The following is a 25,241-nucleotide window of genomic DNA, read 5'->3' on the forward strand; positions in this document are numbered from 1 at the left end:
CCTGCAAGATCATGCAGTAAATGATCGGCAACCATTCTGCCGAACGATCGCGGGTGCGAGATCGGGACTGCTTCCGGTCGGGTCGCACTTTAGCGTCGAGGCTCCCGTGTCACTGCCGTCCCTGTCCATCCGCGCGAAGCTGATCGCGGCCTTCGGCCTGCTCACCGTCTTCATCCTCGGCCTCGGCATCGTCGGTCTGACGAGCACCCAGGCGATGCGCGCGGAAGCCCTCGAGGTCGAGACCAACTGGCTCCCCAGCGTCCGGGCGCTCGGCAACATCGACACCCAGTCGGCGCGGCTGAACGGCGTGCTCCTGCGCCACACCCAGGCGACGGACCCGAAGCTCGTCGAGACCGTCGAGAAGGACCTCGTGCGCTTCGGCAAGCGCGTCGACGACGAGCGCGCCGCCTACGAGCCCCTGATCGCCTCGGCAGAGGAGCGCGCGCTCTACGAGACCTACCGCGCCGCGGTGCAGGCCTTCGAGGCCGAGCGGCAGGTGGTCCTCGAGCTGTCGCGCAAGGGCCTGAAGGCGGAGGCCTTCGCCTATTACGAGGCCAAGGGCATCCTGCCGCGGCGCGCCATGTCGACGGCCCTGGAGAACCTGATCGCCCTGAACAATACCGGCGCGGCCAAGGCGGAGGCGCGCAGCCTCGCCACCTACGAGACGGCCCGGAGCCTCGCCATCGCGGGCATCGTCAGCGGCCTCATCCTGTCCATCCTGCTCGCCGGGCTGATCATCCGCGGGATCTCGACGGGCATCGGCTCGGTGGTGACCCCGATGCAGGCGCTCGCCGCCGGCGACCTCGCGGTGGCGATCCCGCACCGGGGCGAGCGCACCGAGATCGGCCGCATCGCCGACGCCGTCCAGGTCTTCAAGGACGGGCTGATCCGGATGCGTGGCCTCGAGGCGGAGAGCGCCGAGGCCCGGGCCGGCGTCGAGGCGCAGCGCAAGGCAGCGATGCGCGAAATGGCTGGACGGTTTGAGGCGGCTGTCGGCGGCATCGTCGGTCTCGTCGCCGCCTCCGCCACCGAACTCCAAGCGACCGCGCAGGGCATGGCGGGTGCGGCGAGCGAGACCGCCGGCCAGTCGAGCGGCGCGGCGGCGGCCGCCGAGCAGGCCTCCGCCAATGTCGGCACCGTCGCCGCGGCGGCCGAGGAGCTCGGCTCCTCGGTGCAGGAGATCGGCCGCCAGGTCTCGGGCTCGGCCGACCTCGCCCAGACCGCAGCGGACGAGGCCGCCCGCACCGCCGGTTTGGTGCAGGCGCTCGCGAGCGCCACGAGCCGGATCGGCGACGTGGTCAGCCTGATCTCCGGCATCGCCGGGCAGACCAACCTGCTGGCGCTCAATGCCACGATCGAGGCGGCCCGCGCCGGCGAGGCCGGCCGCGGCTTCGCCGTCGTGGCCGCCGAGGTGAAGGAACTCGCCAACCAGACGGCCAAGGCCACCGAGGAGATCGCCGCCCAGATCGGCCAGATCCAGGGCACGACCGCCGAGGCGGTCGGCGCGATCGGCAGCATCGCCGACCGCATCCAGGAGATCAGCCGGGTCGCGACCTCGATCGCCGCCTCGGTGGAGGAGCAGGGTGCGGCGACCCAGGAGATCGTGCGCAACGTCGCCCAGGCCGCCACCGGCACCGCCGAGGTCACGCACAACATCGCAGGTGTCGCCGGCGCCGCCGAGCGGACGGGCCTGTCCGCGCGGCAGGTGCTCGACGCCTCCTCGGAACTCTCGCGGCAATCGGAGATGCTCAACCGTGAGGTCGGCGACTTCCTGGCGACGGTCAAGGCGGCCTGATCCAGGTCGTTCGCCCGCTGCGGTCGAGCAACGCCGCAGCGGGGGCAGCCTCGGGACAGAACTGAACTGTCTCCAGACCATAAGGCGACGCGCCTTTGCTGGCGCAGCAGTTTAGCGGCGGCCAGGATGTCCAGTCCGAGCCGCGGATCGTCCGGCGACGGATCTGCGTTAATATTACATTAACTACATTTCATCATCGTCGACCTGCAAGCCTCGCGGCATTCGGCGTGGGCTTCCCGTCTGCGGTGCGTCGATCATGGAACCGGCCGAGAAGTTGCACTGGGCGCCCCCATCCCGGCTCGAAGGCCGGGTGCGGGCGGCCGAGCCGGAGACGCGGCCGGACGCCGCCCTCAGCAGCATCCTGCGCGTGGTCCGCGCCTCCGAGGGTCGTCCCACTCCGCAATCCGGCGCGCCGGCCTCTGCGCAGGAATGGGCCGGCCTGATCGAGCGGGTCCGCGCGGCGGCGAGCCGTGCCCGCGACGTCGAGGCCCAGGCCCAGGAGCAGGACCAGCGCGTCCAAGACCTTCTGGAACGCGTCCGCGAGGATGTCTCGGCGGCCAGTGAGCGCGTGCGCGCGGCCGAGGTGCGGGCCGAGGCGATCCAGGCGCAGGCCGAGGCGCGTATCCGCACCGCAGAGGCGCGGGCGGAGGCCGCCGAGGAGCGGGCTCGCATCGCCGAGGACTGGCTCGCCCGCGTGCATGAGACGATCACCAGCGAATTCGCGGCGTTTCCCGAGAGCAGGACGTTGGGCTGATGGCACAGGCCGCACAGATCCGGACCGTATCGGCCCCCGAAACCGGCCCGCGGATGAGCGCGCTGCAGCGCCTCCTCGCCCCCGTCTTGGTGGAGGCCGAGCCCGCGATCGTGTCGCTGGTTCTGGAAGCAGGGGAGGGCATCCCGGCGGAGGACGGCTCCGCTGAGACAGACTGGCCGGCCGCCATCCAGATGATCCGCGACGTGGCCTCGCGCGTCCGCCAGGCCCGGGCGGAAGCCGACGAGGTGGGCCGCCGCGCAGAGGCGCTCGCCGAACGCAGCGCGCGCCAGGCCGCGGAGGCCGAGACGCGTCTGCGCCTCGCCGAGGCCGAGACGCAGGGCGCACTCCTGCGTGCTGAGCAAGCCGAGGCGGCAGCCCGTGCGGCCGAGGCCCGGGCCGCTCAGGCGGAAGAGGCGATGCGGGCCGCGCAGGCGGACCGGCAGGAGGCGCAGGTCTGGCTCAAGCGCCTCTACGCCAGCGTGCTAACGGAATTCGAAGGCCTGACAGAGGTCCCGGCAGCGCGTGCCGCCTGACGGCGGTCCCTCCGGGCGCCTCGGGTCCTCTGACCTCAGGCGAAGGATGATCTCGTTCGAACCCGGATCGCCGGGTCAGACCCCGACCGATCGGGCGACGACGAGGCGCAGGGCCGGGCGCTCGCTCAAGGCTGCGGCGACCTTGCGCTCCAGCTCCGTGCCACGGAACGGCTTCTGCACGATCCTGTCCTCACAGACCGACTCGACCTGCATAAGAGCCGTGCGGTCGGCATAACCTGTGGCGAAGATCACCGGCAGGGCAGGCCGGTGTCGGCGTATCTCGCAGGCGGCTTCCGCCCCGTTCATACCGGGCATGGCGAAATCGAGCACGACGAGATCAATATCCGTGCCCTCAGCGAGGACCCGCAGCGCAGCCGACCCGGAACCGGCTTCGTGAATCTGATAGCCGGCTTCTGAGAGGCGCGTCACCGTGATCTCGCGGACCGCCTCGTCGTCGTCCACGACGAGCACCACCGGCCGTTCGCCTTGCGGACGCGGCGGATGCGCTTCGCTTTCTTCGCCCACAACAGCCCCCGGCTCCACCGCGGCTCGGGGCAGGAAGACGCGGACCGTGGTGCCCTCGCCGAGGCACGTCTCGATGCGCACGCCGCCGCCCGACTGCTTTGCGAAGCCGTAGACCTGGGCGAGGCCGAGGCCCGAGCCCTTGCCGACTTCCTTGGTGGTGAAGAATGGCTCGAAGACGCGCTTCAGCACCTCCGGGTGGATGCCGCTGCCGGTGTCCGAGATGGCGATCGTCACATGCTCGCCGGCGGGCGGCGCCTCCGGCCGGTCCGGCTCGCCGAGGATCGCGTTCGCGGTCTCGATGGTAAGGCGCCCACCCACCGCCATGGCGTCGCGGGCGTTGATGGCGAGGTTGAGGATGATCAGCTCGATCTGCGTCGGGTCGGCCAGCGCCGGCCACAGCCCCGGCTCCAGCACCATAGCGATCTCGACGGCGCCGCCGATGGAGCTCTGCAAGAGGTCGCGCATCGCCGCGACGGTATCGTTGAGCCGTACCGGCACCGGCTCCAGGCGTTGGCGCCGGGAGAAGGCAAGGAGCTGCGCGGTGAGCCGTGCGCCGCGGTCGGCCGCCGCGCGCATGGTGTCGATGCGTCGGCGCGAGCGCTCGTCCGGAACCGCCCGGCCAAGGAATTCGAGATTGCCTGCTATGACGGTGAGCAGGTTGTTGAAGTCGTGGGCTATGCCGCTGGTGAGCTGGCCGACCGCCTCGAGGCGTTGAGCCTGGCGAAGGGCTTCCTCGATGCGCTGACGTTCGATGATCTCGCGGCGCAGCTCGGCATTGGCCTCGGCGAGCTCGGCAGTGCGCGCGGCGACCCGCGCCTCCAGGCTCTCGTTGAGGCTCCGCAGGGCCTCCGCCGACGCGCGCCGCTCGGACCGGGCCTGCGCCTCGGCGAGCGCCCGCAGCACCGTGCGCGGCAGCCGGTCGAGCCGCTGCTTGACGACGTAGTCGGTGGCCCCCGTCTTCAGGGCCTCGACGGCGACGTCCTCGCCGAGCGTGCCCGAGACGAAGACGAAGGGGATGTCCGGGCAATGCCCGCGGGCATGGTCCAGGGCCGCGAGCCCGTCGAAGGTCGGCAGCACGTAGTCGGCGAGGATCAGGTCGTGGCAGGGCTCGGCGACCGCCGCGGCGAAGGCCTCGCGTGTCATCACCCGGTCGATGCGGCAATCGAGGCCCGCATCCTCGAGCGCCGCCGCGATCAGCTCGGCGTCGAGGTCGCTGTCCTCGATGAGCAGGATGCGGATGGGCGCGGCCGCGCCCGCGTCGCGCCCGCTCATCGGCCGCCCGACCGCGGGAGCCGGCCCGGAGGGGCCTCGTTCAGGACGGCCCAGAACACGCCGAGGTCGCGGATCGCGTCGAGGAAGGCCTGGAAGCCCACCGGCTTGACCACGAAGGCGTTGACGCCGAGTTCGTAGGAGCGGACGAGGTCGCTCTCCTCCCGCGAGGCGGTGAGCATCACGATCGGGATGATCCGCAGCAGCGGGTCGCTCTTGATGGCGGCGAGCACTTCGAGCCCGTCGACCTTGGGCAGCTTCAGGTCGAGCAGGACCACGGCCGGGTCGAGGGCCTCGCGCCGGGCATAGGTGCCGCGCCGGTAGAGGAAGTCGAGGGCCTCCGCCCCATCGCGGCAGATCACCACCTCGTTGGCGAGCTGGCTCTCCTCGAGGGCGGCGAGCGTCAGCTCGATGTCGTTCGGGTTGTCCTCGACGAGGAGGATCGGCTTGAGGTCGGCCATGTCCGGTCCGTGGGGGTCAGGCGCACAACGGCAGCGTGAAGCGGAAGGTTGCGCCGCGGCCGAGTTCGCCCTGCGCGGACGTCCGGCCGCCATGCCGCTCGACGATGCGGCGGACATTGGCGAGCCCGATGCCGGTGCCCTCGAACTCCTCCGTGCGGTGCAGGCGCTGGAACACGCCGAACAGCTTGCCGACATAGGCCATGTCGAAGCCGACGCCGTTGTCGCGGACGAAGAAGGCGGCCTCGCCGTCGCGGTCGGGCTCGCGCGCGACCTCGATCACCGTCTCGGGCTCGCCGCGCGTGTATTTGAGGGCGTTCGAGAGCAGGTTCTCGACCACGAGCCGCAACATCATCGGGTCGGCCCGGACCCGGCCGAGCGGCCCGATCCGCCACTGCACCCGGCGCTCGGGGGCGACGTCGCGCATCGCCTTCCGGCGCACCTCCTCGACGATCAGGTTCATGTCGAGGTCGATGCGTTTCAGGGCGTTGCGGCCCATCTGCGAGAAGGCGAGCAGGTTGTCGACGAGGGTGCCGGCCGAGAAGGCCGCCTCGACCAGGGTGTCGAGGTAGTGCCGGCCCTTCTCGGAGAGGTTGGCGCCGTCCCGCGTCCGCAGCAGCTCGGCATAGCCGACGATGTGGCGGAAGGGCGCGCGCAGGTCGTGGCTGACCGAGTAGGAGAAGGCCTCCAGCTCCTTGTTGGAGCGCTGCAGCTCCACGCTCAGCGCCGCCATCTCCTCGGCCCGGCGCAGCACGATGCCGAGGATCGCCGCGCGCAGGTCCTTGGCGGTGTCGATCTCGGGGAGCGACCAGGGCAGGGCTCGCCCCTGGACGGTCTCCTTCCAGGTCTCGAAGGAGGTGCGCGGATGGAGCCGGGCGGGTCCGCCGGCCGGGTCCGGGGTGGCGGCCTTGGTCGGGTTGCCGCCCCATTTCACGGTCCGCACCGCCTCGGGCCGGAACCAGAGCACGTAGCTCGCGTAGCGCTGCGAGACCGCGATGGCGAGGAGGCCGCTCGCCGTCTCGGTGCAGGCGGCGGCCGGCGCATGGGCCTCGGCGAGGGCCTCGGTGGCGTAGACCTCCTCGCCGCCGTGCCGCGCCGAGAGCCAGCGGTAGATGTCGCGCACCGCCGCCTCCGGCGGCGTCCGGCCGACGAGCCGGCAGGTCCCGGCGGTGACGATCGCCGCCCCGCCCGCCTCCGTCAGCGCCAGCAGGTCGTCGGGCCGGGCGAGCAGGCCGTCGTGGAAATCCTCGGTCTCGGCCATGGCGCCGAGCAGGCGCTGGGCGATCGCGCCGAGCCTCAGGCGCTGCTCGGCCTCGGCGCCTCGCTCGCGCGCGGCGAGCTGCAGGGCGAAGATGCGGGTGAGGAAGTCGCAGGCGTTGCGCGCCGGCAGCGGAACGCGCCGGGGCGCGTGGTCGTGGCAGGAGATCAGGCCCCAGAGCGCCCCGTCCACGAGGATCGAGACCGACATCGAGGCCTGCGTGCCCATGTTGCGCATGTAGGCGACGTGCACGGGCGAGACGCTGCGCAGCACCGACTGGCTGAGGTCGAGGGGCGCCTCCGTGCCCGGCGTCAGCGCCGGCACGATCGGCACCGGCGCGTAGCCCGCGTCGGGGATGATGCGCAGGCGGTTGCGCCGGTAGAGCTCGCGCGCCTGGGCCGGGATGTCGGAGGCGGGGAAGCGCAGGTCGAGATAGGAGGGCAGCACGCCGTTGCCGTCCTCGGCCACCACGGTGCCGTGCCAGTCCCGGTCGAAGCGGTAGACGAGGGCGCGGTCGAAGCCGGTGGCGTGGCGGATCTCGACGGCGAGGAGCCGGCACAGCTCGGCCACGGTCGGCGCCGCGAGCAGGCCCTCCACGAAGGCGTCGAGGCGCGAGGACAGCGCGTCGAGCCCCCCGGCCGGGCCGCTCGCGTCGGCCTCCTCCATCTCGACGAGGGTGAGGTCGCCGGAGCGGTGCACGGCGAGGTCGTAGGCGCGGGCCTTCCCGGCGGTCGCGAGCGTCAGCGTGCGCAGGTGGCGCGCGCCCGTGCCGGCCTCGACGGGCGCCGCGGCCAGCGCGGCGGCGATCTCGGGGAAGGCTGCGTCGAGTTCGAGGCCCAGCACGGCGTCCGGCCCGGCCGGGACGTTCGCGCTCGCCTGCACGATCCGCCGCTCCGCGCCGTGCAGCGCCAGCAGGAAGCCGTGCGGCTGCAGCGTGCCGGGGCGGTGGATCGGCTCCCGGTCGCAGGCCGTGAGATCCGCCTCGGGCGACCGTGCGGCCGAACTCAATGCATGCGCTCCCTCGCCCTCTCCGTCGCGGTCGTCCGGCGCCTATACACCCGGCACGGGTGTGAAGGCGACCCGGGGCGGAGGTGGCTACCGGTCGCGCTCCTCCTGCCCGAGGATGCCGCGCGCGGCGAGATGGAGGAGGAGGCCCGTCAGGATCGAGGCCGCGACGATCGCCAGCACCTGCAACCCGGTCACGCCCGGGCGCGTGCCGAAGCTGTAGGCGAGCAGCGAGCCGCAGGTCCCGGCCGACACCACGCCCGAGGCGATGGTGTTGAGCCAAGTCGCGGATAGACGTCTCCGTTCCTGGTTCACGTCGACCATGCCTCTGCGGGACCGATATAGGTTTATAGTCAGATAGAGGGAATTTGGGCGGATTCGGAGAATGGCCGAGACCCTTGCACGGCGCAAGAACAAAAAGCGAACACATGGCACGCGTCAGGGTTGCACCAGGTCTTGCCTTCGTGCGGGCCTGTGGAAAGCTGTGGAGGGGTGTGGACGGCGCGTCGCCCGGAGCCGCTGCTGTGACGCTCCCCTCACGCTCAACCGGCATCCGCTTCGACTGGGGAACGGGCCTCGCCTTCCCTTGCGGCAGAGCTATCGCACATGGGTCAAGAGGTTGAAGAGATGGCCTTTTCCCAAGCAGCGCGCTTCATCTTCTCGCGATGGGGATGCCTTCGGGATCGGCTTCGAGGATCTTGCGCGCCATGCCGCGCAGGGCAGCCCCTCTCTCTCGAATGGACGTTCCTTCGTCTCCGGTCTGAACATCCGGAAGGAGGTGAGGGCCCGTCGCGCTTGGGCGCGGGGCCCTCGCTTCAGCCCTTCCGGCCGCCCGGCCCCTTGGCCTCGGCTGCCCGGCGCAAGGCCTCGGCGAGGGCGCCGGCCGGCTCCGCGGCGGGCCTGCCAGAGGGCTGGGTGGCGGGCCTGGACGAGGCGCCCGGCCGCGGGCCCGAATCGCGGCGCTCGTCGCCCCGGGGCTGGCGCGCGGGCGCCTCGCCGGAGCGCATGGACAGGGCGATGCGCTTGCGGGCGGCATCGACCTCGATCACCCGCACCTGCACCACGTCGCCGGGCTTCACCACCTCGCGCGGGTCCTTCACGAAGCGGTCGGCCAGCATCGAGACGTGGACCAGCCCGTCCTGGTGCACGCCGATATCGACGAAGGCGCCGAAAGCCGCGACGTTGGTCACCACGCCTTCGAGCCGCATGTCGGGCTTCACGTCCTTGATGGTCTCGACGCCCTCGGCGAAGGCGGCGGTGCGGAAGCTCGGGCGCGGGTCGCGGCCGGGCTTCTCCAATTCGGCGATGATGTCGGTGACCGTGGGCAGGCCGAAGCTCTCATCCGCGAAGGCCTTCGGGGAGAGGCCGCGCAGGGTGGCGCCGTCGCCGATCAGCGCCTCGATCGGCCGGCCCGTGGCCTTCAGGATCTTCTTGACGACCGGATAGGCCTCCGGATGCACGCCGGAGGCGTCGAGCGGGTCCTCGCCGCCGCGGATGCGCAGGAAGCCGGCCGCCAGCTCGTAGGCCTTGGGCCCGAGGCCCGGCACCTTGCGCAGCGCCGCCCGCTTCGGGAAGGGCCCGTTGGCGTCGCGGTGGACGACGATGTTGCCCGCCACCCGCTCCGTGAGACCCGAGACCCGGGCGAGCAGCGGCGCCGAGGCGCTGTTCACGTCGACGCCGACGCTGTTCACGCAATCCTCCACCACCGCGTCGAGGGAGCGGGCGAGCTTCCCCTCGCCGAGATCGTGCTGGTACTGCCCGACGCCGATCGCCTTCGGCTCGATCTTGACGAGCTCGGCGAGCGGGTCCTGCAGCCGCCGCGCGATCGAGACGGCGCCGCGGAGCGTCACGTCGAGATTCGGCAATTCGGCCGAGGCGTAGGCCGAGGCCGAGTAGACCGAGGCGCCGGCCTCCGAGACCAGCACCTTGGTGAGGCTCTGCTCGGGCATCTTGGCGACGAGCTCGGCCGCGAGCCGGTCGGTCTCGCGCGAGGCGGTGCCGTTGCCGATGGCGATCAGCTCGATCCCATGCGCCCTGACGAGCTTCGCCAGGGTCATCAGGGCGCCGTTCCAGTCGCGCCGCGGCTCGTGCGGGTAGATCGTGTCGGTGGCGACCACCTTGCCGGTGGCATCCACCGCCGCGACCTTCACCCCGGTGCGGTAGCCCGGATCGAGGCCGAGCGTCGGGCGCGCGCCGGCGGGGGCGGCGAGCAGCAGGTCGCGCAGGTTGCGCGCGAAGACCGTGACCGCGCCCTCCTCGGCCACGGTCCAGAGGCGGGCGCGCAGATCCGTCTCGGTGGCGGGCTTCAGGCGCTTGCGCCAGGCCTGCCGCACCGTCTCCATCAGGAAGGCGTCGCCCGGCCGGCCGCGCTCGGCGACGCCGAGCCGCTGCGCGATCCGCGCCTCCTGCCAAGGCAGGGTGCCGGGGCGCGGCTCCTCCGCATCGGCGATGTCGAGGTCGAGGATCTCCTCCTTCTCGCCGCGGAACAGGGCGAGGATGCGGTGCGAGGGCAGCTTGGCCAGGGGCTCGGAGAATTCGAAATAGTCGGCAAACTTCTCGCCGTCCCGGCGTTTGCCCTTGCGCACGCTCGACGCCATGCGCCCGCGCTGCCAGCCGGTCTCGCGCAGGGATCCGACCAGTTCCGCGTCGTCGCAGGCGCGCTCGATCAGGATGGCGCGGGCGCCTTCGAGCGCTGCCTCGGCATCGGCGATGTCGTTTTTGCCGGCAAAAGGATTGGCTTGGCGATGGGGGTCGAGGTCGGGCCGGGCGAGCAGCGCCTCGGCCAGGGGCTCCAGCCCGGCCTCGCGGGCGGCCTGCGCCTTGTTGCGGCGCTTCGGCCGGAACGGCAGGTAGAGGTCCTCCAGCCGCGCCTTGGTCTCGGCTCGGGCGATCTGCGCGGCGAGGCCCGCATCGAGCTTTCCTTGAGCGCGGATGCTGTCGAGGATCGCGCTGCGGCGCCCTTCGAGGTCGCGCAGATAGGCGAGGCGTTCCTCCAGGGTGCGCAGCTGGGCGTCGTCGAGGGCGCCCGTCGCCTCCTTCCGGTAGCGGGCGATGAAGGGCACGGTGGCGCCCCCGTCGAGCAGGTCGACCGCCGCCGTCACCTGCGCCTCGGCCACGCCGAGTTCGCTTGCGATGCGCGCGTTGATGCCGGTCATGCCGTCTCCCCCTGTCCAGCCGCGGCGGTGTGGATCCGCGGGCCGGGAGCGTCAAGGCGGGATCAGTTCAGGCGCAGGATCGCGGCGTTGAGGAGCGTCGCGAAGGAGACCCAGGCGGCGTAGGGCACGAGGAGCCAGGCGACGAGCCGGTCGAAGCGCCAGGACAGGCGGATGGTCCAGAGCACCATGACGAGGAGCGCCACCACCACGACGAGGGCGGGGCCGATCGCGTGGGCGGTGAAGAAGACCGGGCTCCAGGCGGCGTTCAGCGCGAGCTGCACCGCGAAGGCGAGGATGGCGAGCCACCAGCCCTGGCGCGAGGGGCCCGTGCGCGGCATGGCGCCGAGCAGCCGCCAGGCCGCGTAGGCGATCATCGCGTAGAGGATCGTCCAGGCGACGGGGAAGAGCCAGTTCGGCGGGTTGAAGGCGGGCTTGTTCAGCCCCGCATACCAGCCGGGGATCTCGCCCTGCGTGGCGACCGAGCCGACGATCGCGGTGGCCGCCACCGGCAGCACGGCCGCCGCGATCCGGAGCACGGGGCCGAGCGCCGGCCGTTCGGGGACATGGGTGACGGTGCTCATCTCACTCGCTCGCGGGGTGCAGTCCTGTCCGGCGGACGGACGCCTTGCGGGGCCGGCGCGGATCGTGCCACGCGGCCCTGAAGGCACCTAGCGCGCGGCGGCCCGGCGATCAGGGCCCGCGCCAGATCGGGAGACCGCCATGTCACGGACTGATGGGTCCCAGGGCAACGCGCCGGAGGCGCCCGAGGATGCGGGCGGCTTCTCGCGCCGCAGCCGCGCGGTGCAGGCGCTCGGCCGCATCGACCCGATCACCAAGGGCGTGGTGCCGCCGCTCCACGTGGCGACGACCTTCATCCGCGATCCCGACAACGCCTATTCCTCCGGCTTCGTCTACGCGCGGCCGGACAACGCCACCGTGCGGGAGGCGGAAGCCGTGCTCGCCATGCTGGAAGAGGCGGCCGGCGCCATGCTGTTCGGCTCCGGCATGGCGGCGGCCACCGTCCTGTTCGGCGCGCTCGAGCCGGGCGACCACGTCGTCGCCCCCACCGTCATGTACTGGGCGTTGAAGCGCTGGCTGCGCGAGGAGGGCCCGCGCCGGGGCCTCAGCGTCGATTTCGTGGATGCGGAGCGGCCCGAGGCGCTCCGCGGCGCGGTGCGGGCCGGCCGGACGAAGCTCGTCTGGATCGAGACGCCGGGCAACCCGCTCTGGACCGTCACCGACATCGCGGGCGCCGCCGAGATCGCGCACGCGGCCGGGGCCCGGCTCGCGGTGGATTCCACCGCCGCCTCGCCGGTCCATACACGGCCGCTGGCCCTTGGCGCCGACCTCGTGATGCATTCGGGCACCAAGATCCTGAACGGCCACTCGGACGTGGTGGCGGGTGTGCTCGCCGCGCGCGAGGCCGACGCGTTCTGGGCCCGGATCGGCGCGCTCCGCGCGAGCGGCGGCGCCATCCTCGGCCCGTTCGAGGCCTATCTCCTCACGCGCTCGCTGCGCACGCTGCATCTGCGCGCCGGCGCCCAGGCCGCGGGCGCGCTGGAGCTGGCGACGCGGCTGAGCACCCATCCCCACGTGGCGCACGTGCTCTATCCGGGGCTCGCCGACGATCCCGGCCATGCGGTGGCGGCGCGCCAGATGGAGGGCGGCTTCGGCTACATGCTCTCGATCCGGGTCGCGGGCGGCGAGGCGGCGGCGATCGCCACCGCCGCGCGGGTGCGCCTGTGGAAGCGGGCGACCTCGCTCGGCGGCGTCGAGAGCCTGATCGAGCACCGCGCCTCGGTGGAGGGGCCGGGCACGCCCTGCCCGACGGACCTGCTGCGCCTCTCCACCGGCATCGAGGACCCGGCCGACCTCTACGTCGACCTCGACGCGGCGCTCCGGGCGGCGCATGGATGAGGGGAGCCGTGATCGTCGATCTCCAGGGCTCCGCCCTGGACCCGCGAGAGGGCTGAGCCCTCTCGACACCCTGGACGGCCTCAGCCGATTCTCCGATCCCGCCGGCCCGGCGCATCGACCCGGAGCAGCAGCGCCACCGGGATCAGCCCGACGAGCACGATGAGCAGCGCGGCGACGGTGCCGTCCTCGTAGGTGCCGCGGGCGGCCTCGCCGTAGAGGTGGGTCGCCAGCGTCTCGACGTTGAGGGGCCGCAGCAGCAGCGTCGCCGGCAATTCCTTGGCGCAATCGACGAAGACGAGGAGCGCGCCGCTGAGAACGGCCGGCCAGGCCAGGGGGAGCTGCACCCGCGCCAGCGTCCCGAAGGGGCCGCGTCCGAGGAGGCGGCTCGCATCCGGCAGGGTCGCGGGGAGCCGCGCCAGCCCCGCCTCGCTGGTGCCCACCGCGATGCCGAGGAAGCGCACGAGATAGGCGGTGACGAGGGCGCCGCCGGTGCCGAGCCCGATCAGCGCCGGGGCCGCGCCGAACAGGGCCCGGGACGCCTCGGTGAGGGCCCCGTCGGCGAGGGCCAGCGGGCCGAGCAGCCCGATGGCGAGGATCGTGCCCGGCAGCGCGTAGCCGAGGCCGGCGAGCCGGATCAGGGCCGGGCCCCAGCTCCGGTAGGCGAGCAGCCGCGGGCTCGCCGCCACGAGGAAGCCGATGGCGCCCGCGATCAGCGTGGCGATGCCGGCATAGAGCACGGTGCTGGCGATCTCGGCCGGCAGGGTCGCGGGGATGCCGGTGCGGGCGATCCGCGCGACCGCGCCCGTGGCGAGGAAACCCGCCGGGACCAGGAAGCCCGCCGCCACCGGCACGAGCCCGAGCGCCAGCGCGAGCAGGCCGGCGCGGCGCCCGAGCCGGACCCGCGCCATCCGGCGCGGGCGCTGGGCCGTGCCCGCGAAGCTGCGGCCCCGGCGCGCCCGGCGCTCGGCGGCGACCAGCAGCATGACGAGGGCCAGCATCACCAGGGCGATCTGCGCGGCGCCGGCGAGGTCGGAGCGGTTGATCCAGGTGGCGTAGACCTGCACCGTCAGGGTGCGCACGCCGAGGAACTCGGCCGCGCCGATGTCGTTCAGCGCCTCCATCAGGGCGAGGCTCGCGCCGAGCACGATGGCGGGCCGCGCGAGCGGCAGGGCGACGCGGGCGAAGGTGGCGAGCGGCCGGCCGCCGAGCGTCCGGGCCGCCTCCATGAGGTTGGCCGCCTGCATCCGGAACAGCGCCCGGGTCGGCAGGTAGACGTAGGGGTAGAGCACGAAGCCGAGGAGCAGGATGCAGCCCGGCAGCGAGCGGATCTCCGGGAAGGCGAGGTCGCGCGGGCGCGTCAGGCCGAGGAGGCCGCGCAGGGTCGATTGCACCGGCCCGAGCGGGTGCAGCAGGTCGAGATAGGCGTAAGCCACGATGTAGGTCGGCACCGCGAGCGGCAGGAGCAGGCCGATCTCGAGGAGGCGCCGTCCGGGAAACTCGTAGGCCGCCACCAGCCAGGCGGCACCGGTGCCGATCACCGTCACCATCAGCCCGACGCCGAGGAGGAGCGCCCCGGTCTGCCAGAGGGCCTGCGGCAGCACGTAGGCCATCAGGTGCGGCCAGAGCTCGCCCGTGCCCTGGAGGGCGGACAGCGCCAGCGAGACCAGCGGGCTCAGAACCAGGGCGACGACGAGCAGGATGGCGAGCGCGCAGGCCCCGGCCCCGATCCGCGGTGCGAGGCGTGATGCGAGACGTGGCGCGAGGCGCGTGCCGAACCCCGCCCCGGCCGGGTGACCGGCGTGCAGACTGGCGTTCGACACCCTGCGCTTCCCCCTTCGCGGAATCCGGCCCGGGCCGGCGGCCGAGCCGCCGGCTGCTTGGCAGCCCCGGGCGGAGCCTGTAACCCCACATCCGGCCAGAGGAAACCGGACACCGGGGAATTCCGACAGATGCGACTCGTGGTGGTCGGCGCCGGCGGGCGCATGGGACGGATGCTGATCCGCGCGGCGGCGCAGGCCGAGGGCTGTACCCTGACCGGCGCGATCGAGCGGGAAGGCGCGGACGTGCTCGGGCAGGATGCCGGCGTGCTCGCGGGGCTCCAGCCGCTCGGCGTGCCCGTCACCGACGACCCGCTCGCGGCGTTTGCCGCCACCGACGGCGTGCTCGACTTCACGGCCCCGGCCGCGACCGTGTTCTACGCCGAGCTCGCGGCCCAGGCCCGCATCGTCCACGTGGTCGGCACGACGGGCCTGTCAGAGGACGACCTCGCCAAGCTGCGCGCGGCCGCCTACCACGCCCGCATCGTGCGCTCGGGCAACATGTCGCTCGGCGTCAACCTCGTGGCCGAGCTGGTGCGCCGGGTCGCGGCCTCGCTCGGGGCCGATTTCGACATCGAGATCCTGGAGATGCACCACCGGCACAAGGTGGACGCGCCCTCGGGCACCGCCCTGCTGCTCGGCGAGGCGGCGGCGGCGGGGCGGGGCGTCGACCTCGCCGAGGCCCGCGTCTCGACGCGCGACGGCCATACCGGCGCGCGCCGCCCGGGCGATATCGGCTTCGCCACCCTGCGCGGCGGCAGCGTGGTGGGCGACCACAGCGTGATCTTCGCCGGCCCCTCCGAGCGCATCACCATCAGCCACCACGCCGAGGATCGGGCGCTCTTCGCCTCCGGCGCGGTCAAGGCGGCGCTCTGGGCCTATCCGAAGCCGCCGGGCCTCTACGGCATGACAGACGTGCTCGGGCTGTAAGCTCGGCCTTTTCCCGGCTTGGGGGCGGGGCACCGGCTCTGCTAGACGCCCTGGCATCGAAGCCGGGCTTGGCCCGGCGGCATCTCAAGGATCGGACCCCTCGATGGAGCGCCTGCTCGTCCTCGCTCGCCACGGCCAGAGCGAGTGGAACCTCAAGAACCTGTTCACCGGCTGGCGCAACCCGGACCTGACCGCGCTCGGCGTCGAGGAGGCCCGCAAGGCCGGGCGCTGGCTGAAGAGCGAGGGCTACGGCTTCGACGTGGCCTTCACCTCGAGCCTCGGCCGGGCGCAGCGCACCTGCGCGCTGATGCTCGGGGAGATGGACCTCTCCGACATCGAGACGATCCGCTCGGAGGCCCTGAACGAGCGCGACTACGGCGAGCTGTCGGGCCTCAACAAGGACGATGCCCGCGAGCGCTGGGGCGCCGAGCAGGTCCATCTCTGGCGCCGCTCCTACGACGTGCCGCCGCCCGGCGGCGAGAGCCTGAAGGACACCGCCGCCCGCGTGCTGCCCTACTACATCGAGCGCATCCTGCCCCGCGTGATGGCCGGCGACCGGGTGCTGGTGGCGGCCCACGGCAACTCCCTGCGCGCGCTCGTGATGGTGCTCGATCACATGACGACCCAGACCATCGCGGGGCTGGAGATCGCCACCGGCGTGCCGCTGGTCTACCGGCTCAAGGCCGACACCACGGTGCTGACCAAGTCGGTGCTGGAGCGGGACATCGACGTCTGAGCGGGCCCGTCGAACTCGCGCCGGGGCTGATCCACCGCCCCGGCTGGCTCGATGCCGCGGCGCGGGCCGCCCTCGCCGATGAGGTCGCGGCGGTGCTCGCCGCCGCGCCGCCCTTCGTGCCGCGCATGCCGCGCACGGACAAGCCCTTCTCGGTGCGGATGTCGAATGCCGGGCCGCTCGGCTGGGTCTCGGACGCGCGCGGCTACCGCTACCAGCCGGACCATCCCGAGACCGGCGCACCCTGGCCGCCCCTGCCGCCGACCGTATTGCGCGCCTGGGCCGAGCTCGCCGGCTACCCGCACCCGCCGGAAGCCTGCCTGATCAACCTCTACGCGCCGGACGCGCGGATGGGCCTGCACCAGGACCGGGACGAGGCCGACCTCGCCGCCCCCGTGGTCTCGCTGTCGCTCGGCGCCCCGGCCCTGTTCCGCTACGGCGGGACCCGGCGGGGCGACCCGACCCGCTCGGTGCGGCTTCAGCCGGGCGACGCCCTGGTGCTCGGCGGCGCCTCGCGGCTCGCCTTCCACGGCATCGACCGCATCCTGCCGGACGCGGACCTGCTCGCGCCCGAGGAGGCGCTGCCGGGCCTCGCCCAGGGCTGGCGCTGCAACCTCACCGCGCGCCGGGTCAATCTTCCGGCCTCCGGAAAGCCATCTTCCTGACGCGCTGATCGGCCGGCATCCGGGCGGGGGAGCGAGGACGATGGTCAAGCCGGATCCCGGCCGACGCGAGAGCGCCGCGGCACAGTGGCCACCGATCGCCCGCTTCATCGAAGTCGAGGATCGCCTCGGCCGCACCATCGCCCGCGGCCGGATCCGCGGCGCCGCCTACGAGTTCCTGCGCTTCGGCGTGAAGCAAGGCTGGGCCTGCCTGTTCGGCGGCCTGCTCCTCGCCCTCCTGATCGCCACGCGCCTGTTCTGGCCGGCGCAGGCGCCGATCCATCGCTACGACGCCCTCTTCACCGCCGCAATCGCGATCCAGATCGTCCTGCTCGCCACCCGCATGGAGACTTGGGCGGAGGCCCGGGTGATCCTGATCTTCCACGCGATCGGGACACTGATGGAGATCCACAAGACCGCCATCGGGGCCTGGGTCTATCCCGAGCCGGGCGTGCTGCGGATCGGCGGCGTCCCGCTGTTCACGGGCTTCATGTACGCCGCGGTCGGCAGCTACCTTGCGCGGGTCTGGCGCCTGTTCGACTTTCGCTTCACGCGCCATCCCGGTCTCGGGGCTCTCTCGGCCCTATCGGTGGCGATCTACCTCAACTTCATCACCAATGCGTCCGGCTACGATCTGCGAACCGGGTTGATGACGGTCGCCGCGATCCTGTTCGCCCCGACGCTCGTCCACTTCAAGGCCTGGCGCCGGCACCGCTCCATGCCGCTTCTGCTCGGTCTCGGCCTCGTCGCCCTGTTCATCTGGTTAGCCGAGAACATCGGCACGTTCACCGGCACATGGCTCTACCCGAATCAGATGGCGCGCTGGACGCCGGTCTCGTTCGCCAAGCTCTCGTCTTGGTTCCTGCTGATGATCGTCTCCTACACGCTGGTCGCGCGGGTGAACGGCATCGCGCCGCCGGAGGCCGGCGAGGCGCGGGCGGCCGAGGCGGGAGCGGCACGGGCGCGTGAGGGCGGCGCCTGATGCGGTGGCAAGCGCTCGGCCTCGTGGCCCTGGTCGTCGGCGCCGGGCTCCTGCTGCGGCTGGTGCCCTGGGGGCTGCCTCTTGCCGTGCACCATTACGGCGGCGGCTTCCTATGGGGGATGATGCTGTACCTGCTCGCCCTGGCCCTGCGCCCGCGCGGCCGGGGCAGGGCCGCCTGTCTCGTCGCTGCCGCGACCACGGCCTTCCTGATCGAGCTGAGCCGGCTGATCCGCACGCCGGATCTCGATGCCTTCCGGGCAACGCTGGCGGGCCAACTCCTGCTCGGCCGCATCTTCTCGGTCTGGAACCTCCTGGCCTACGCAGTGGGCATCGGCGCCGCCGCGGCCCTGACGGCGCAGCGGCCCAGACCTCCCTGGCGTCCCAAGGGCCGGTCCGCCGCTTGACTCTGGCCAGCGGCGGACCGACCCACTAGCGGCAACGGGGGTTCGCACGGCAACCCCGATCCGAAGAGTCAGGTTCGATGCGGTTGCGACACATCACGCGGGGTCTGGGCATCGTCGGGCTGGTCGTGGCGCTGTCGGCGCCGACCGGCGTGCTGCGGGCGGCCGAGACGGTCTACCCGCCGGGCTCGCGCTTCGGCTTCGAGCCGCCCGGCGACATGGTGCCTTCCCGCCGCTTCACCGGCTTCGAGCGGCGCGAGGGCGGGGCCACCGTCTCCGTGGTGGAATTGCCGTCGAGCGCCTTCGCGGAGCTCGTCACCAGCTTCACCGACGCCAACCTGCTGAGCCAGGGCCTCGCGGTGGAGAAGCGCGAGCCGCTGAAGATCGGTGAGGCCGAGGCGATGCTCTACAGCGGCGAGCAGCCCGCCGATGCGAGCGCGGGCACCCCGGCCGTGCGCAAGCTTCTGCTGCTCGTCGGCGATCCGACCGTCACCGGGCTGATCGTCGCGCAGTTCCTGCCCGATGCCGAGACCGAGACGACCATGCGCGCCCTGCTCGCCGGCCTGAAGGTGCGGCCGGCGCTCAGCCTCACCCAGCAGGTCGAGGCGCTGCCCTTCCGCATCACCGATTCGGCGGGTTTCCGGCCGGTGCGGGTGCTGGCGGGCAACTCGGTGCTGCTGACCGCCGGCCCGAAGGACCAGATGCTCAACATGGAGCAGCCGATCCTGGTCCTGGCTCAGGCGGTGCAGCAGCCGCCGGCTGCCGAGCAGCGCGACGCCTTCGCCCGCGCGGCGCTCTACGCCAACCAGACCATGAAGGATTTCGTGATCGAGCGGGCCCAGAGCTACCGGCAGAACGGCATCGACTGGCACGAGATCGTGGCCCGTGCCGTCGACGTGCCGACGAACAAGCCGGTGGTGGTGGCCCAGACCATCCGCTTCGCCCCCGACGGCTACCTGCGCGCCGTCGGCGTGGTGCGCGAGGATCAGCGCGGCGAGACGCTCTCCAAGTTCCGCGAGGTGGTCGACAGCGTGCAGGTGAGGTGACCGGACGCGTCTAGAGCCGTTCCCGATCGCATTGCGATCGGGAACGGCTCTAAGTCCTTGTTTTGACGCACTCTCTTTCGCCGAACCGGCAACCACTTCCACGGAAAATGCTCGAGCTTCTCCACCCGGGCTCTCGGAGAGGGCGCGTCCTCTCGGGGACCCGGAGCCCGTCTCCCGACCGGGATTCCCGGATGCACCTGCGGTGCCCCGAAACGGGAAAGGGCGGACCGGTCTCCCGGTCCGCCCGATCTTCGTGGCCGTCGTCGGGGATCAGTGGCCGGCGGCGACCGGGTTCAGCACGCCGTTGCTGGCATGGTGCCGCTTCAGCATCGGCCGCAGCATGGTGATGGCGAGCGTCGCGGCGACGAGGTCCAGGGCCGCCACCGTGTAGAGCACCGTCGCCCAGGTGCCGGTCGCCTGCATCAGCAGGTTGCCGACCGGGACGAACAGGGCGGCCAAGCCCTTGGCGCAGTAGAGCACGCCGTAGATCTTGCCGATGTGCTTCGAGCCGAAGGTGTCCGCGGCGGTGGCGCTGAAGAGGGAGTACACCTCGCCCCAGGCCAGGAACACGATGCCCGACAGGATCACGAAGGCCCAGGGGTTCGAGCCGAAGTAGCCCAGCGCCACGATGCCGATGCCCTCCATCGAGAAGGCGATGAACATCGTCTTCTCGCGGCCGATCTTGTCCGAGACCCAGCCGAAGAGGGGCCGCGAGATGCCGTTCATGATGCGGTCGAGCATCAGGGCGAAGGGCAGCGCCGCCATGGCGAAGAAGTACAGGTTGACCTGGAAGTTCTTCACGCCGAGGTCCTGCGCGATCACGCCGAGCTGGGCCACCGCCATCAGGCCGCCGGTCACCGTGCAGGTGAACATCAGCAGCATCACCCAGAAGACCGGCGTGGAGAGCGCCTCCTGCAGGGTGTAGTCGCGCCGGCTCTGCAGCACGGTGCTCGAGAACTTGATCTCGCCCTTGCCCGGGCCGCGCATGAAGATCGCCGCCAGGATGATGATCGAGCCCTGGATCAGGCCGAAGGTGAAGAACGCCTGCGCGTAGCTGCCGGCATCGATCATCTTGGCGATCGGCAGGATGGTCAGGGCCGAGCCCGCGCCGTAGCCGCCGGCCGTCAGGCCCACCGCGAGGCCGCGCCGATCGGGGAACCACTTGAGCGCATTGTTGATGCAGGTGGCGTAGACGCAGCCGACGCCGATGCCGCCGATCACCGCGCCGAGATAGAAGCCCCAGATGGAGCCGGCGTAGGAGTTGGTGACCCAGGCGAGGCCGGTCATCAGGCCGCCGAACATCACGACCTTGCTCGGGCCGTACTTGTCGATGAAGTAACCCTCGATCGGGGTCAGCCAGGTCTGAACGATGACGAAGATCGTGAACGCGACCTGGATCGCGGCGCGGTCCCAGCCGAAGGTCTTCTGAATCTCGGGCACGAACAGCGTCCAGGCGTACTGGATGTTCGCGGCGGCCACCATACAGATGACGCCGAGGCCGAGTTGAAGCCAGCGTCCTGTCGCGGGTTTGGCCTCGCTGCGTATCGCGGCTGAGGATGTCATGGGCGTCTCCTTCTCCCTTGCCGGCAGCGAGTTGGTGCGCGATCTTCGAAAGATCACGCACGCCTCCGGTCGATGCTTTCCCACGCCCGGCATAGCTCAGCCATGAGCCTGCCGGATCGCTGGTATGCAGTATTTGTAATGACAGGGGAGTTTGCAATCGGAATTTTCTTGCAGAACACGCACGAAATTTTTGCGCGTCGGCCAGAATTTCCGGGATTAAAGGATCCGCCTATACGTGCAGGACGTCGCGCAGAGCCGTCAACCGGCCTCCTCCGGCTCCGGCCCGCGGGTCACGTCGAGCCCGCTTCCGGCGCCTGCCGGAGGACCGACCTTCACGGGCGCGCCGATGCGGGCGGCCTCGTAGATCGCCTCCATCAGCACCTGATCCTGCAGCCCCTCCTCGCCGGGCGTGCGAGGCCGGAGGCCCTCCTGGATGCAGCGGGCGAAGTGGTCCATCTCCAGGGCGAACTGGTTCTTCGGCGTGAGCAGGCGCTCGTCGCGGGAGACCGCCTTGCCGCTGCGATGCGTCACCGACAGGCGCTGCCCGCGATAGGCGAAGGCGTTCTCGAGATCGATCTCGGCGCCCGCGCTGTGCACGGTGAGCCGCCGTGATTCGTGCACGCCGTAGCTCGTCATGCACTGGGCGATCACGCCGGAGGGGAAGGTCAGGGTGAAGCTCACGCTCTCCTCGACCTCGGCGAACTTGCCGTCGTCGGGCGGCGAGAAGACCTGCGCGGTGACCTGGGCCGGCTCCTCGCCGAGGAGCGCGCGCACGCCGTTGAGGCAGTAGAGGCCGATATCGGGCAGCGCGCCGCCGCCCGCCAGCGCCCGGCGCAGGCGCCACTGCTCCGGCAGGCCGGTGGTCTGGCCGTTGAAGGCCTGGACGAGGCGGGGGCGGCCGAACTCGCCCGCGCGGGTGATTCGCGCCACCTCCCGGTTGAAGGGCTCGTACTGGCAGCGATAGGCGATCATCAGCCGGACATGCGCCGCCTCGCAGGCCGCGATCATCTCGCGAGCCTCGGCCGAATGCGCCGCCATCGGCTTCTCGCAGAGCACGTGCTTGCCCGCCCCCGCGGCGGCCAGCACGTTGTCCCGGTGCACGGCGTTCGGGGTGACGACGTAGACGGCCTGCACCGCCGGATCGGCCTTCAGCCTCTCCCAGTCGCCGTAGCCGTAGACCGCGCTCTCGGGGAGCCCGTATTGCCGGGCGACGAGCCGCGCCTTGTCGGGCGAGCCCGACATCACGGCCGCGAGGCGCGCGCGCTTCGTCTCGGCAAAGGCCGGCAGGATCTCCTCCAGGCTGAGCCGCCCGAGGCCGACCACGCAGTAGCCGACGCGCGTCCCCGGCGGCTGCGGCGCCGGGATCGGCGCGGGCGGCCGGTCGCCCGCGCCGCGCCAGTTCGGGAACATCACCCGCTCGCCCTGCACCGCGCCGGTATCGGCCGGGACCTTGGGGCCGGGCGGGGAAGCCGCGCCAGCCCCGCTGCCGCCGAGCCCGATCGCGCCCGAGAAGGCGGCGCCGGCCGCCAGGAGGTTGCGCCGGGAGAGCCCGAAATCGTCTGCCATGAAGGATGCCGCCGCCGTTGCGAGGGTTGGTCTCGCCCGGCCAATGAGGCGCGCGGCGGCGCGGTTCCTGCGGCGCGGCGACCCGTCCGGCTCAGGCCGGCGGCGGCGGGTCCGGGGCCTCGACCTCGCCGCGGCGCTGGAGCTGGAGGGCGACGAACCAGCACAGGGCCGCCCAGGCGGCGCCGACGCACCAGCCGGCCAGCACGTCGCTCGGCCAGTGCACGCCGAGATAGATCCGGCTGATGCCGACCAGGAGCGTCATGCTCACGCCGAGGAACAGCACCAGCGCCTTGACCCGCCTGTGGCGGTCGACGCGGGCGAGCAGCGTCGCGAGCGTCAGATAGGCGATGGCCGACATCATGGCGTGGCCGGAGGGGAAGCTCGCCGTGAACACCTCCATGCCGTGGGGCACGAGGTCCGGCCGCGGCCGGTGGTAGAACAGCTTCAGGATGGTCGAGACGATCTCGCCGCCGCCCACCGCCGCGATCACGAAGGCGCCGATCCGGACCTTGCCCGACAGCGCCAGATAGGCCGCGACCGCGCCCGTGAGGAACACGATGGTGAAGACGCTGCCGAGCCCGGTGATGTCGCGCATCGTCTCCTCGAGCCAGCGCGGCCCGATCGGATCGGACAGGTCGGCGGGGTTGCGCAGCGCCAGCAGGATCCTGCGGTCGAGGGCCTCGGTCGAGCCCTCGCCGACCTCGTGGGCGAGGGCGAAGAAGCCGTAGCCGAGGCCGCTGACGGTGAGCAGCGCCACGAGCGGCCCGACCTCGTTGAGGCGCAGCCGCAGCCACACCGCCATGGCCCGTCCCGTCAGCGGGTTGCCGCGCAGGCGCTCGTAGGTGCTCACCGTGCGGACCTCACGCATTCTCTCCGAAGTTCAGGCGGGCGATCGCCTCCCAGGGGCCGCCGAGATAGCGCCAGAGCAGGGTGGCCGGCGCGACGAAACGATGGGGCTCGAAGCCCGTCTCGAGCGCCGCGTGCAGCGCGCGGGCCGTCTCCGGCGCCACCTTGTTCTGCACGGTGACGTGCGGGCGCCAGCCCTGCCGGTCCTGCGCCGTGAGGTCCGCCGCGAAGGCCTGGGCCAGCCGGGCGCGGAACGCTGCGAGCCGCGCCGATTCGAGGACGTAGGCGACGCCGCGGCCGGTGAAGCGCAGGCCGGTCACCGACACCTCGGGCGGGGGCTCCGCGCGGGCGAGGCTCGCCACAGTCTCGATCACCGCGGCCTCCCGGTGGCCGGGCAGGTGGTGGAACAGGGTGGCATGGGCGGGGATGAGGTTCAGAGCGTCCGGAAAGTGGCGTCGCCGCAGGCCGTCGAAGCGGGCGAAGGTGGCCTCGTCGAAGGCGAGGGTCAGGATGAGGGGCGCGTCGGGCATCGTCTGCGCGAGATGGCGCGGCGGCGGCCGGGATCCAGTGCGCCCTATCGCGGAGCCGGCACCGCCGCTAAAGCACGGCCATGCTCGGCAGGAAATGGGACACGGTCCACGAGGGACGGGACGGCTGGCTGTTCCTCACGGGCGGCAGCAACCGCGTCATGGACCGCTACGCGCGGGGCCTCGTGGGCGGCCTGCGCCACTGGTGGCACCTGCGCGGCTGGGCCCGGCTGATGGAGGCGCGCGCCGCCCGCGCCGGCCGGCTCGGCATCCGCTGCCTGCACGTGATCGTGCCGGAGAAGCTCTCGGTCTACGAGAACCACACCCGCGACCTGCCCTACGACCCGGCGCAGGCCTCGACCCGGCGCCTCGCCCGGCGCCTCGCCGGCAAGCCCTACTATCTCGACCTGCTCAGCCCCTTCCGCGCCGCCCGCGACGGGCCGGTGCCGCTCTACCTGCGCACCGACACGCACTGGACGATCGAGGGCTGCTTGCTCGCCTATCGCGAGATCATGCGGGCGCTCGCCGCCGTGCCCCCGGCCGACATCGCCGAGCGGCCGGACTATGCCGAGGAGCGCGTGCTCGACCTCGGCGAGAAGCTGCCGCACCAGCCGACCGAGCGGCTGCGCCGCCCGCAGATCCAGCGCGACGCGGTGCGCGTCGAGACCGGAACCCTGCTCGCGGCCTACGAGGCGGCGGGGCGGGCGAAGGACCTGCATGTCGGCGCGCATGTGGTCTACCGCAACGAAGCCGCGCCGGACCCGCGCCGGCTCGTCCTGTTCGGCGATTCCTGCGCGCATTTCGCGCCGATCCTGCTCACCGGCTACCTCGCCGAGAGCTTCGCGGAGGTGCACTTCGTCTGGTCGTCGAGCCTCGACTGGGGCTATGTCGAGCGGGTGCGCCCCGACATCCTGCTCTTCGAGCTGGCCGAGCGCTTCCTGGCGCGCCTGCCGGCCGACGATTTCGACGTGCGCGCCGGCCACCGGGCCGGCGGGCGGCCGGTCCCGACGGAGGCCGCGCCCGCCGTCAGTTGACGAGGTGGATCAACTCGGCATCCGCCGAGAGGCTGCTGGCCTGCGCCTTCAGGAAGGGCTCAGGCGCCCCGGCGATGCCGAGGACCAGCACCACCATCATCAGCAGGCAGGCGAGCACCGCCGTCACCACTTCGGCGTGGCGGCGCAGCAGATGGATCACCAGGCAGCCCGTGGTGAACAGGGCTGCCTCGGCGACGGGAAGGGTCAGCGCGAAGGACATGTCCGGCTCCAGGCCGCCCGCCGGGCGGCTTTGTGCGATGCACAAGAACAGTGCCACGCACGCGTGCATCGCACAATTCAGAAACGGCCTCCGGATCCGGCGGTTTCCGCAAAGCTGAGGGGCTTCCCGCGCATGGGCCGGCCCCCATCTGATACCGCGTCCGGTTGATCGGACCGGACGCGGTCTCGGCCAAGCCCGCGCGGCGCTTGAGCGAAGGCGACATCTGCCATCCCGAAGGGATCACC

The 25,241-nt window shown here is 72.0% G+C and carries 23 protein-coding genes; 11 read left to right on the top strand and 12 right to left on the bottom strand.

What is annotated here, in order from left to right; genetic code table 11:
- The first annotated feature begins 106 nt into the window (after positions 1 to 106).
- The 3 genes from MTDSW087_RS06625 to MTDSW087_RS06635 all read left to right on the top strand — a co-directional run bounded on the left by MTDSW087_RS06625 (position 107) and on the right by MTDSW087_RS06635 (position 3,082).
- Positions 107 to 1,795, top strand: a complete 1,689-nt coding sequence (locus MTDSW087_RS06625; RefSeq protein WP_144761847.1) for a methyl-accepting chemotaxis protein — start codon at positions 107 to 109, stop codon at positions 1,793 to 1,795.
- Positions 1,796 to 2,051: 256 nt separating this feature from the next.
- Positions 2,052 to 2,549, top strand: a complete 498-nt coding sequence (locus MTDSW087_RS06630) for a hypothetical protein (protein ID WP_238179215.1) — start codon at positions 2,052 to 2,054, stop codon at positions 2,547 to 2,549.
- Positions 2,549 to 3,082: a hypothetical protein gene (locus MTDSW087_RS06635; protein WP_144761849.1), complete on the top strand. Its 534-nt coding sequence runs from the start codon at positions 2,549 to 2,551 to the stop codon at positions 3,080 to 3,082. The genes MTDSW087_RS06630 and MTDSW087_RS06635 overlap by 1 nt, the downstream gene beginning before the upstream one ends.
- A 75-nt stretch (positions 3,083 to 3,157) precedes the next feature.
- Here MTDSW087_RS06635 and MTDSW087_RS06640 read toward each other — a convergent pair whose 3' ends face one another.
- From MTDSW087_RS06640 to MTDSW087_RS06665, 6 genes are all read right to left on the bottom strand, one after another.
- Positions 3,158 to 4,879 carry a response regulator gene (locus MTDSW087_RS06640; protein WP_144761852.1) on the bottom strand — a complete coding sequence of 574 codons (1,722 nt, stop codon included), beginning with the start codon at positions 4,877 to 4,879 and terminating at the stop codon, positions 3,158 to 3,160.
- Complete coding sequence (locus MTDSW087_RS06645; protein ID WP_144761855.1) at positions 4,876 to 5,337, bottom strand: response regulator; 462 nt, start codon at positions 5,335 to 5,337, stop codon at positions 4,876 to 4,878. Before MTDSW087_RS06645 ends, MTDSW087_RS06640 begins: the two co-directional genes overlap by 4 nt.
- 16 nt (positions 5,338 to 5,353) lie before the next feature.
- On the bottom strand, positions 5,354 to 7,600 hold the full coding sequence (locus MTDSW087_RS06650) for an ATP-binding protein (protein WP_144761858.1): 2,247 nt from the start codon (positions 7,598 to 7,600) through the stop codon (positions 5,354 to 5,356).
- Positions 7,601 to 7,687: 87 nt separating this feature from the next.
- Positions 7,688 to 7,921: a hypothetical protein gene (locus MTDSW087_RS06655; protein ID WP_144761861.1), complete on the bottom strand. Its 234-nt coding sequence runs from the start codon at positions 7,919 to 7,921 to the stop codon at positions 7,688 to 7,690.
- A gap of 491 nt (positions 7,922 to 8,412) precedes the next feature.
- Positions 8,413 to 10,752 carry a Tex family protein gene (locus MTDSW087_RS06660; RefSeq protein ID WP_144761863.1) on the bottom strand — a complete coding sequence of 780 codons (2,340 nt, stop codon included), beginning with the start codon at positions 10,750 to 10,752 and terminating at the stop codon, positions 8,413 to 8,415.
- A gap of 62 nt (positions 10,753 to 10,814) precedes the next feature.
- A complete protein-coding gene (locus tag MTDSW087_RS06665; RefSeq protein ID WP_144761866.1) occupies positions 10,815 to 11,333 on the bottom strand; it encodes a TspO/MBR family protein in 519 nt (172 codons plus the stop codon).
- 139 nt (positions 11,334 to 11,472) lie between these two features.
- On the opposite strand from MTDSW087_RS06665, the gene MTDSW087_RS06670 reads away from it, so the two are divergent.
- Positions 11,473 to 12,669: a trans-sulfuration enzyme family protein gene (locus tag MTDSW087_RS06670; RefSeq protein WP_144761869.1), complete on the top strand. Its 1,197-nt coding sequence runs from the start codon at positions 11,473 to 11,475 to the stop codon at positions 12,667 to 12,669.
- An 80-nt stretch (positions 12,670 to 12,749) separates the two neighbouring features.
- On the opposite strand, the gene MTDSW087_RS06675 is transcribed toward MTDSW087_RS06670, so the two are convergent.
- Complete coding sequence (locus MTDSW087_RS06675) at positions 12,750 to 14,396, bottom strand: ABC transporter permease (protein ID WP_144762081.1); 1,647 nt, start codon at positions 14,394 to 14,396, stop codon at positions 12,750 to 12,752.
- Between the two features lie 222 nt (positions 14,397 to 14,618).
- On the opposite strand from MTDSW087_RS06675, the gene dapB reads away from it, so the two are divergent.
- The 6 genes from dapB to MTDSW087_RS06705 all read left to right on the top strand — a co-directional run bounded on the left by dapB (position 14,619) and on the right by MTDSW087_RS06705 (position 19,240).
- A complete protein-coding gene (gene dapB, locus MTDSW087_RS06680; protein WP_144761872.1) occupies positions 14,619 to 15,416 on the top strand; it encodes a 4-hydroxy-tetrahydrodipicolinate reductase in 798 nt (265 codons plus the stop codon).
- Positions 15,417 to 15,519: 103 nt separating this feature from the next.
- Positions 15,520 to 16,152: a 2,3-bisphosphoglycerate-dependent phosphoglycerate mutase gene (locus MTDSW087_RS06685; protein WP_144761875.1), complete on the top strand. Its 633-nt coding sequence runs from the start codon at positions 15,520 to 15,522 to the stop codon at positions 16,150 to 16,152.
- Positions 16,149 to 16,814 (top strand): alpha-ketoglutarate-dependent dioxygenase AlkB, encoded by a 666-nt coding sequence (locus MTDSW087_RS06690; protein ID WP_144762084.1) that lies wholly within the window; start codon positions 16,149 to 16,151, stop codon positions 16,812 to 16,814. The genes MTDSW087_RS06685 and MTDSW087_RS06690 overlap by 4 nt, the downstream gene beginning before the upstream one ends.
- 40 nt (positions 16,815 to 16,854) lie before the next feature.
- Complete coding sequence (locus MTDSW087_RS06695; RefSeq protein WP_144761877.1) at positions 16,855 to 17,793, top strand: DUF817 domain-containing protein; 939 nt, start codon at positions 16,855 to 16,857, stop codon at positions 17,791 to 17,793.
- The gene (locus MTDSW087_RS06700; protein WP_144761880.1) at positions 17,793 to 18,197 is read left to right on the top strand and encodes a ribosomal maturation YjgA family protein; all 405 of its coding nucleotides are present in this window, start codon (positions 17,793 to 17,795) and stop codon (positions 18,195 to 18,197) included. Before MTDSW087_RS06695 ends, MTDSW087_RS06700 begins: the two co-directional genes overlap by 1 nt.
- Before the next feature lie 77 nt (positions 18,198 to 18,274).
- On the top strand, positions 18,275 to 19,240 hold the full coding sequence (locus tag MTDSW087_RS06705) for a hypothetical protein (RefSeq protein ID WP_144761884.1): 966 nt from the start codon (positions 18,275 to 18,277) through the stop codon (positions 19,238 to 19,240).
- A gap of 270 nt (positions 19,241 to 19,510) precedes the next feature.
- Here MTDSW087_RS06705 and oxlT read toward each other — a convergent pair whose 3' ends face one another.
- The 4 genes from oxlT to MTDSW087_RS06725 form a co-directional block, all read right to left on the bottom strand.
- Complete coding sequence (oxlT, locus tag MTDSW087_RS06710; RefSeq protein WP_144761887.1) at positions 19,511 to 20,803, bottom strand: oxalate/formate MFS antiporter; 1,293 nt, start codon at positions 20,801 to 20,803, stop codon at positions 19,511 to 19,513.
- 258 nt (positions 20,804 to 21,061) lie between these two features.
- The gene (locus MTDSW087_RS06715) at positions 21,062 to 22,369 is read right to left on the bottom strand and encodes a Gfo/Idh/MocA family protein (RefSeq protein ID WP_144761890.1); all 1,308 of its coding nucleotides are present in this window, start codon (positions 22,367 to 22,369) and stop codon (positions 21,062 to 21,064) included.
- Positions 22,370 to 22,460: 91 nt separating this feature from the next.
- Positions 22,461 to 23,171, bottom strand: a complete 711-nt coding sequence (locus MTDSW087_RS06720) for a phosphatase PAP2 family protein (RefSeq protein ID WP_238179221.1) — start codon at positions 23,169 to 23,171, stop codon at positions 22,461 to 22,463.
- 58 nt (positions 23,172 to 23,229) lie between these two features.
- A complete protein-coding gene (locus MTDSW087_RS06725) occupies positions 23,230 to 23,745 on the bottom strand; it encodes a 2'-5' RNA ligase family protein (protein ID WP_144761894.1) in 516 nt (171 codons plus the stop codon).
- Between the two features lie 80 nt (positions 23,746 to 23,825).
- On the opposite strand from MTDSW087_RS06725, the gene MTDSW087_RS06730 reads away from it, so the two are divergent.
- Positions 23,826 to 24,776, top strand: a complete 951-nt coding sequence (locus MTDSW087_RS06730) for an alginate O-acetyltransferase AlgX-related protein (RefSeq protein ID WP_144761897.1) — start codon at positions 23,826 to 23,828, stop codon at positions 24,774 to 24,776.
- Here the strand turns inward: MTDSW087_RS06730 and MTDSW087_RS06735 are convergent.
- Positions 24,769 to 25,053: a hypothetical protein gene (locus MTDSW087_RS06735; protein ID WP_238179217.1), complete on the bottom strand. Its 285-nt coding sequence runs from the start codon at positions 25,051 to 25,053 to the stop codon at positions 24,769 to 24,771. The two genes, MTDSW087_RS06730 and MTDSW087_RS06735, sit on opposite strands and share 8 nt — an antisense overlap.
- Positions 25,054 to 25,241: the final 188 nt, after the last annotated feature.

It is taken from the genome of Methylobacterium dankookense (assembly GCF_902141855.1).
Taxonomy (GTDB): domain Bacteria; phylum Pseudomonadota; class Alphaproteobacteria; order Rhizobiales; family Beijerinckiaceae; genus Methylobacterium; species Methylobacterium dankookense.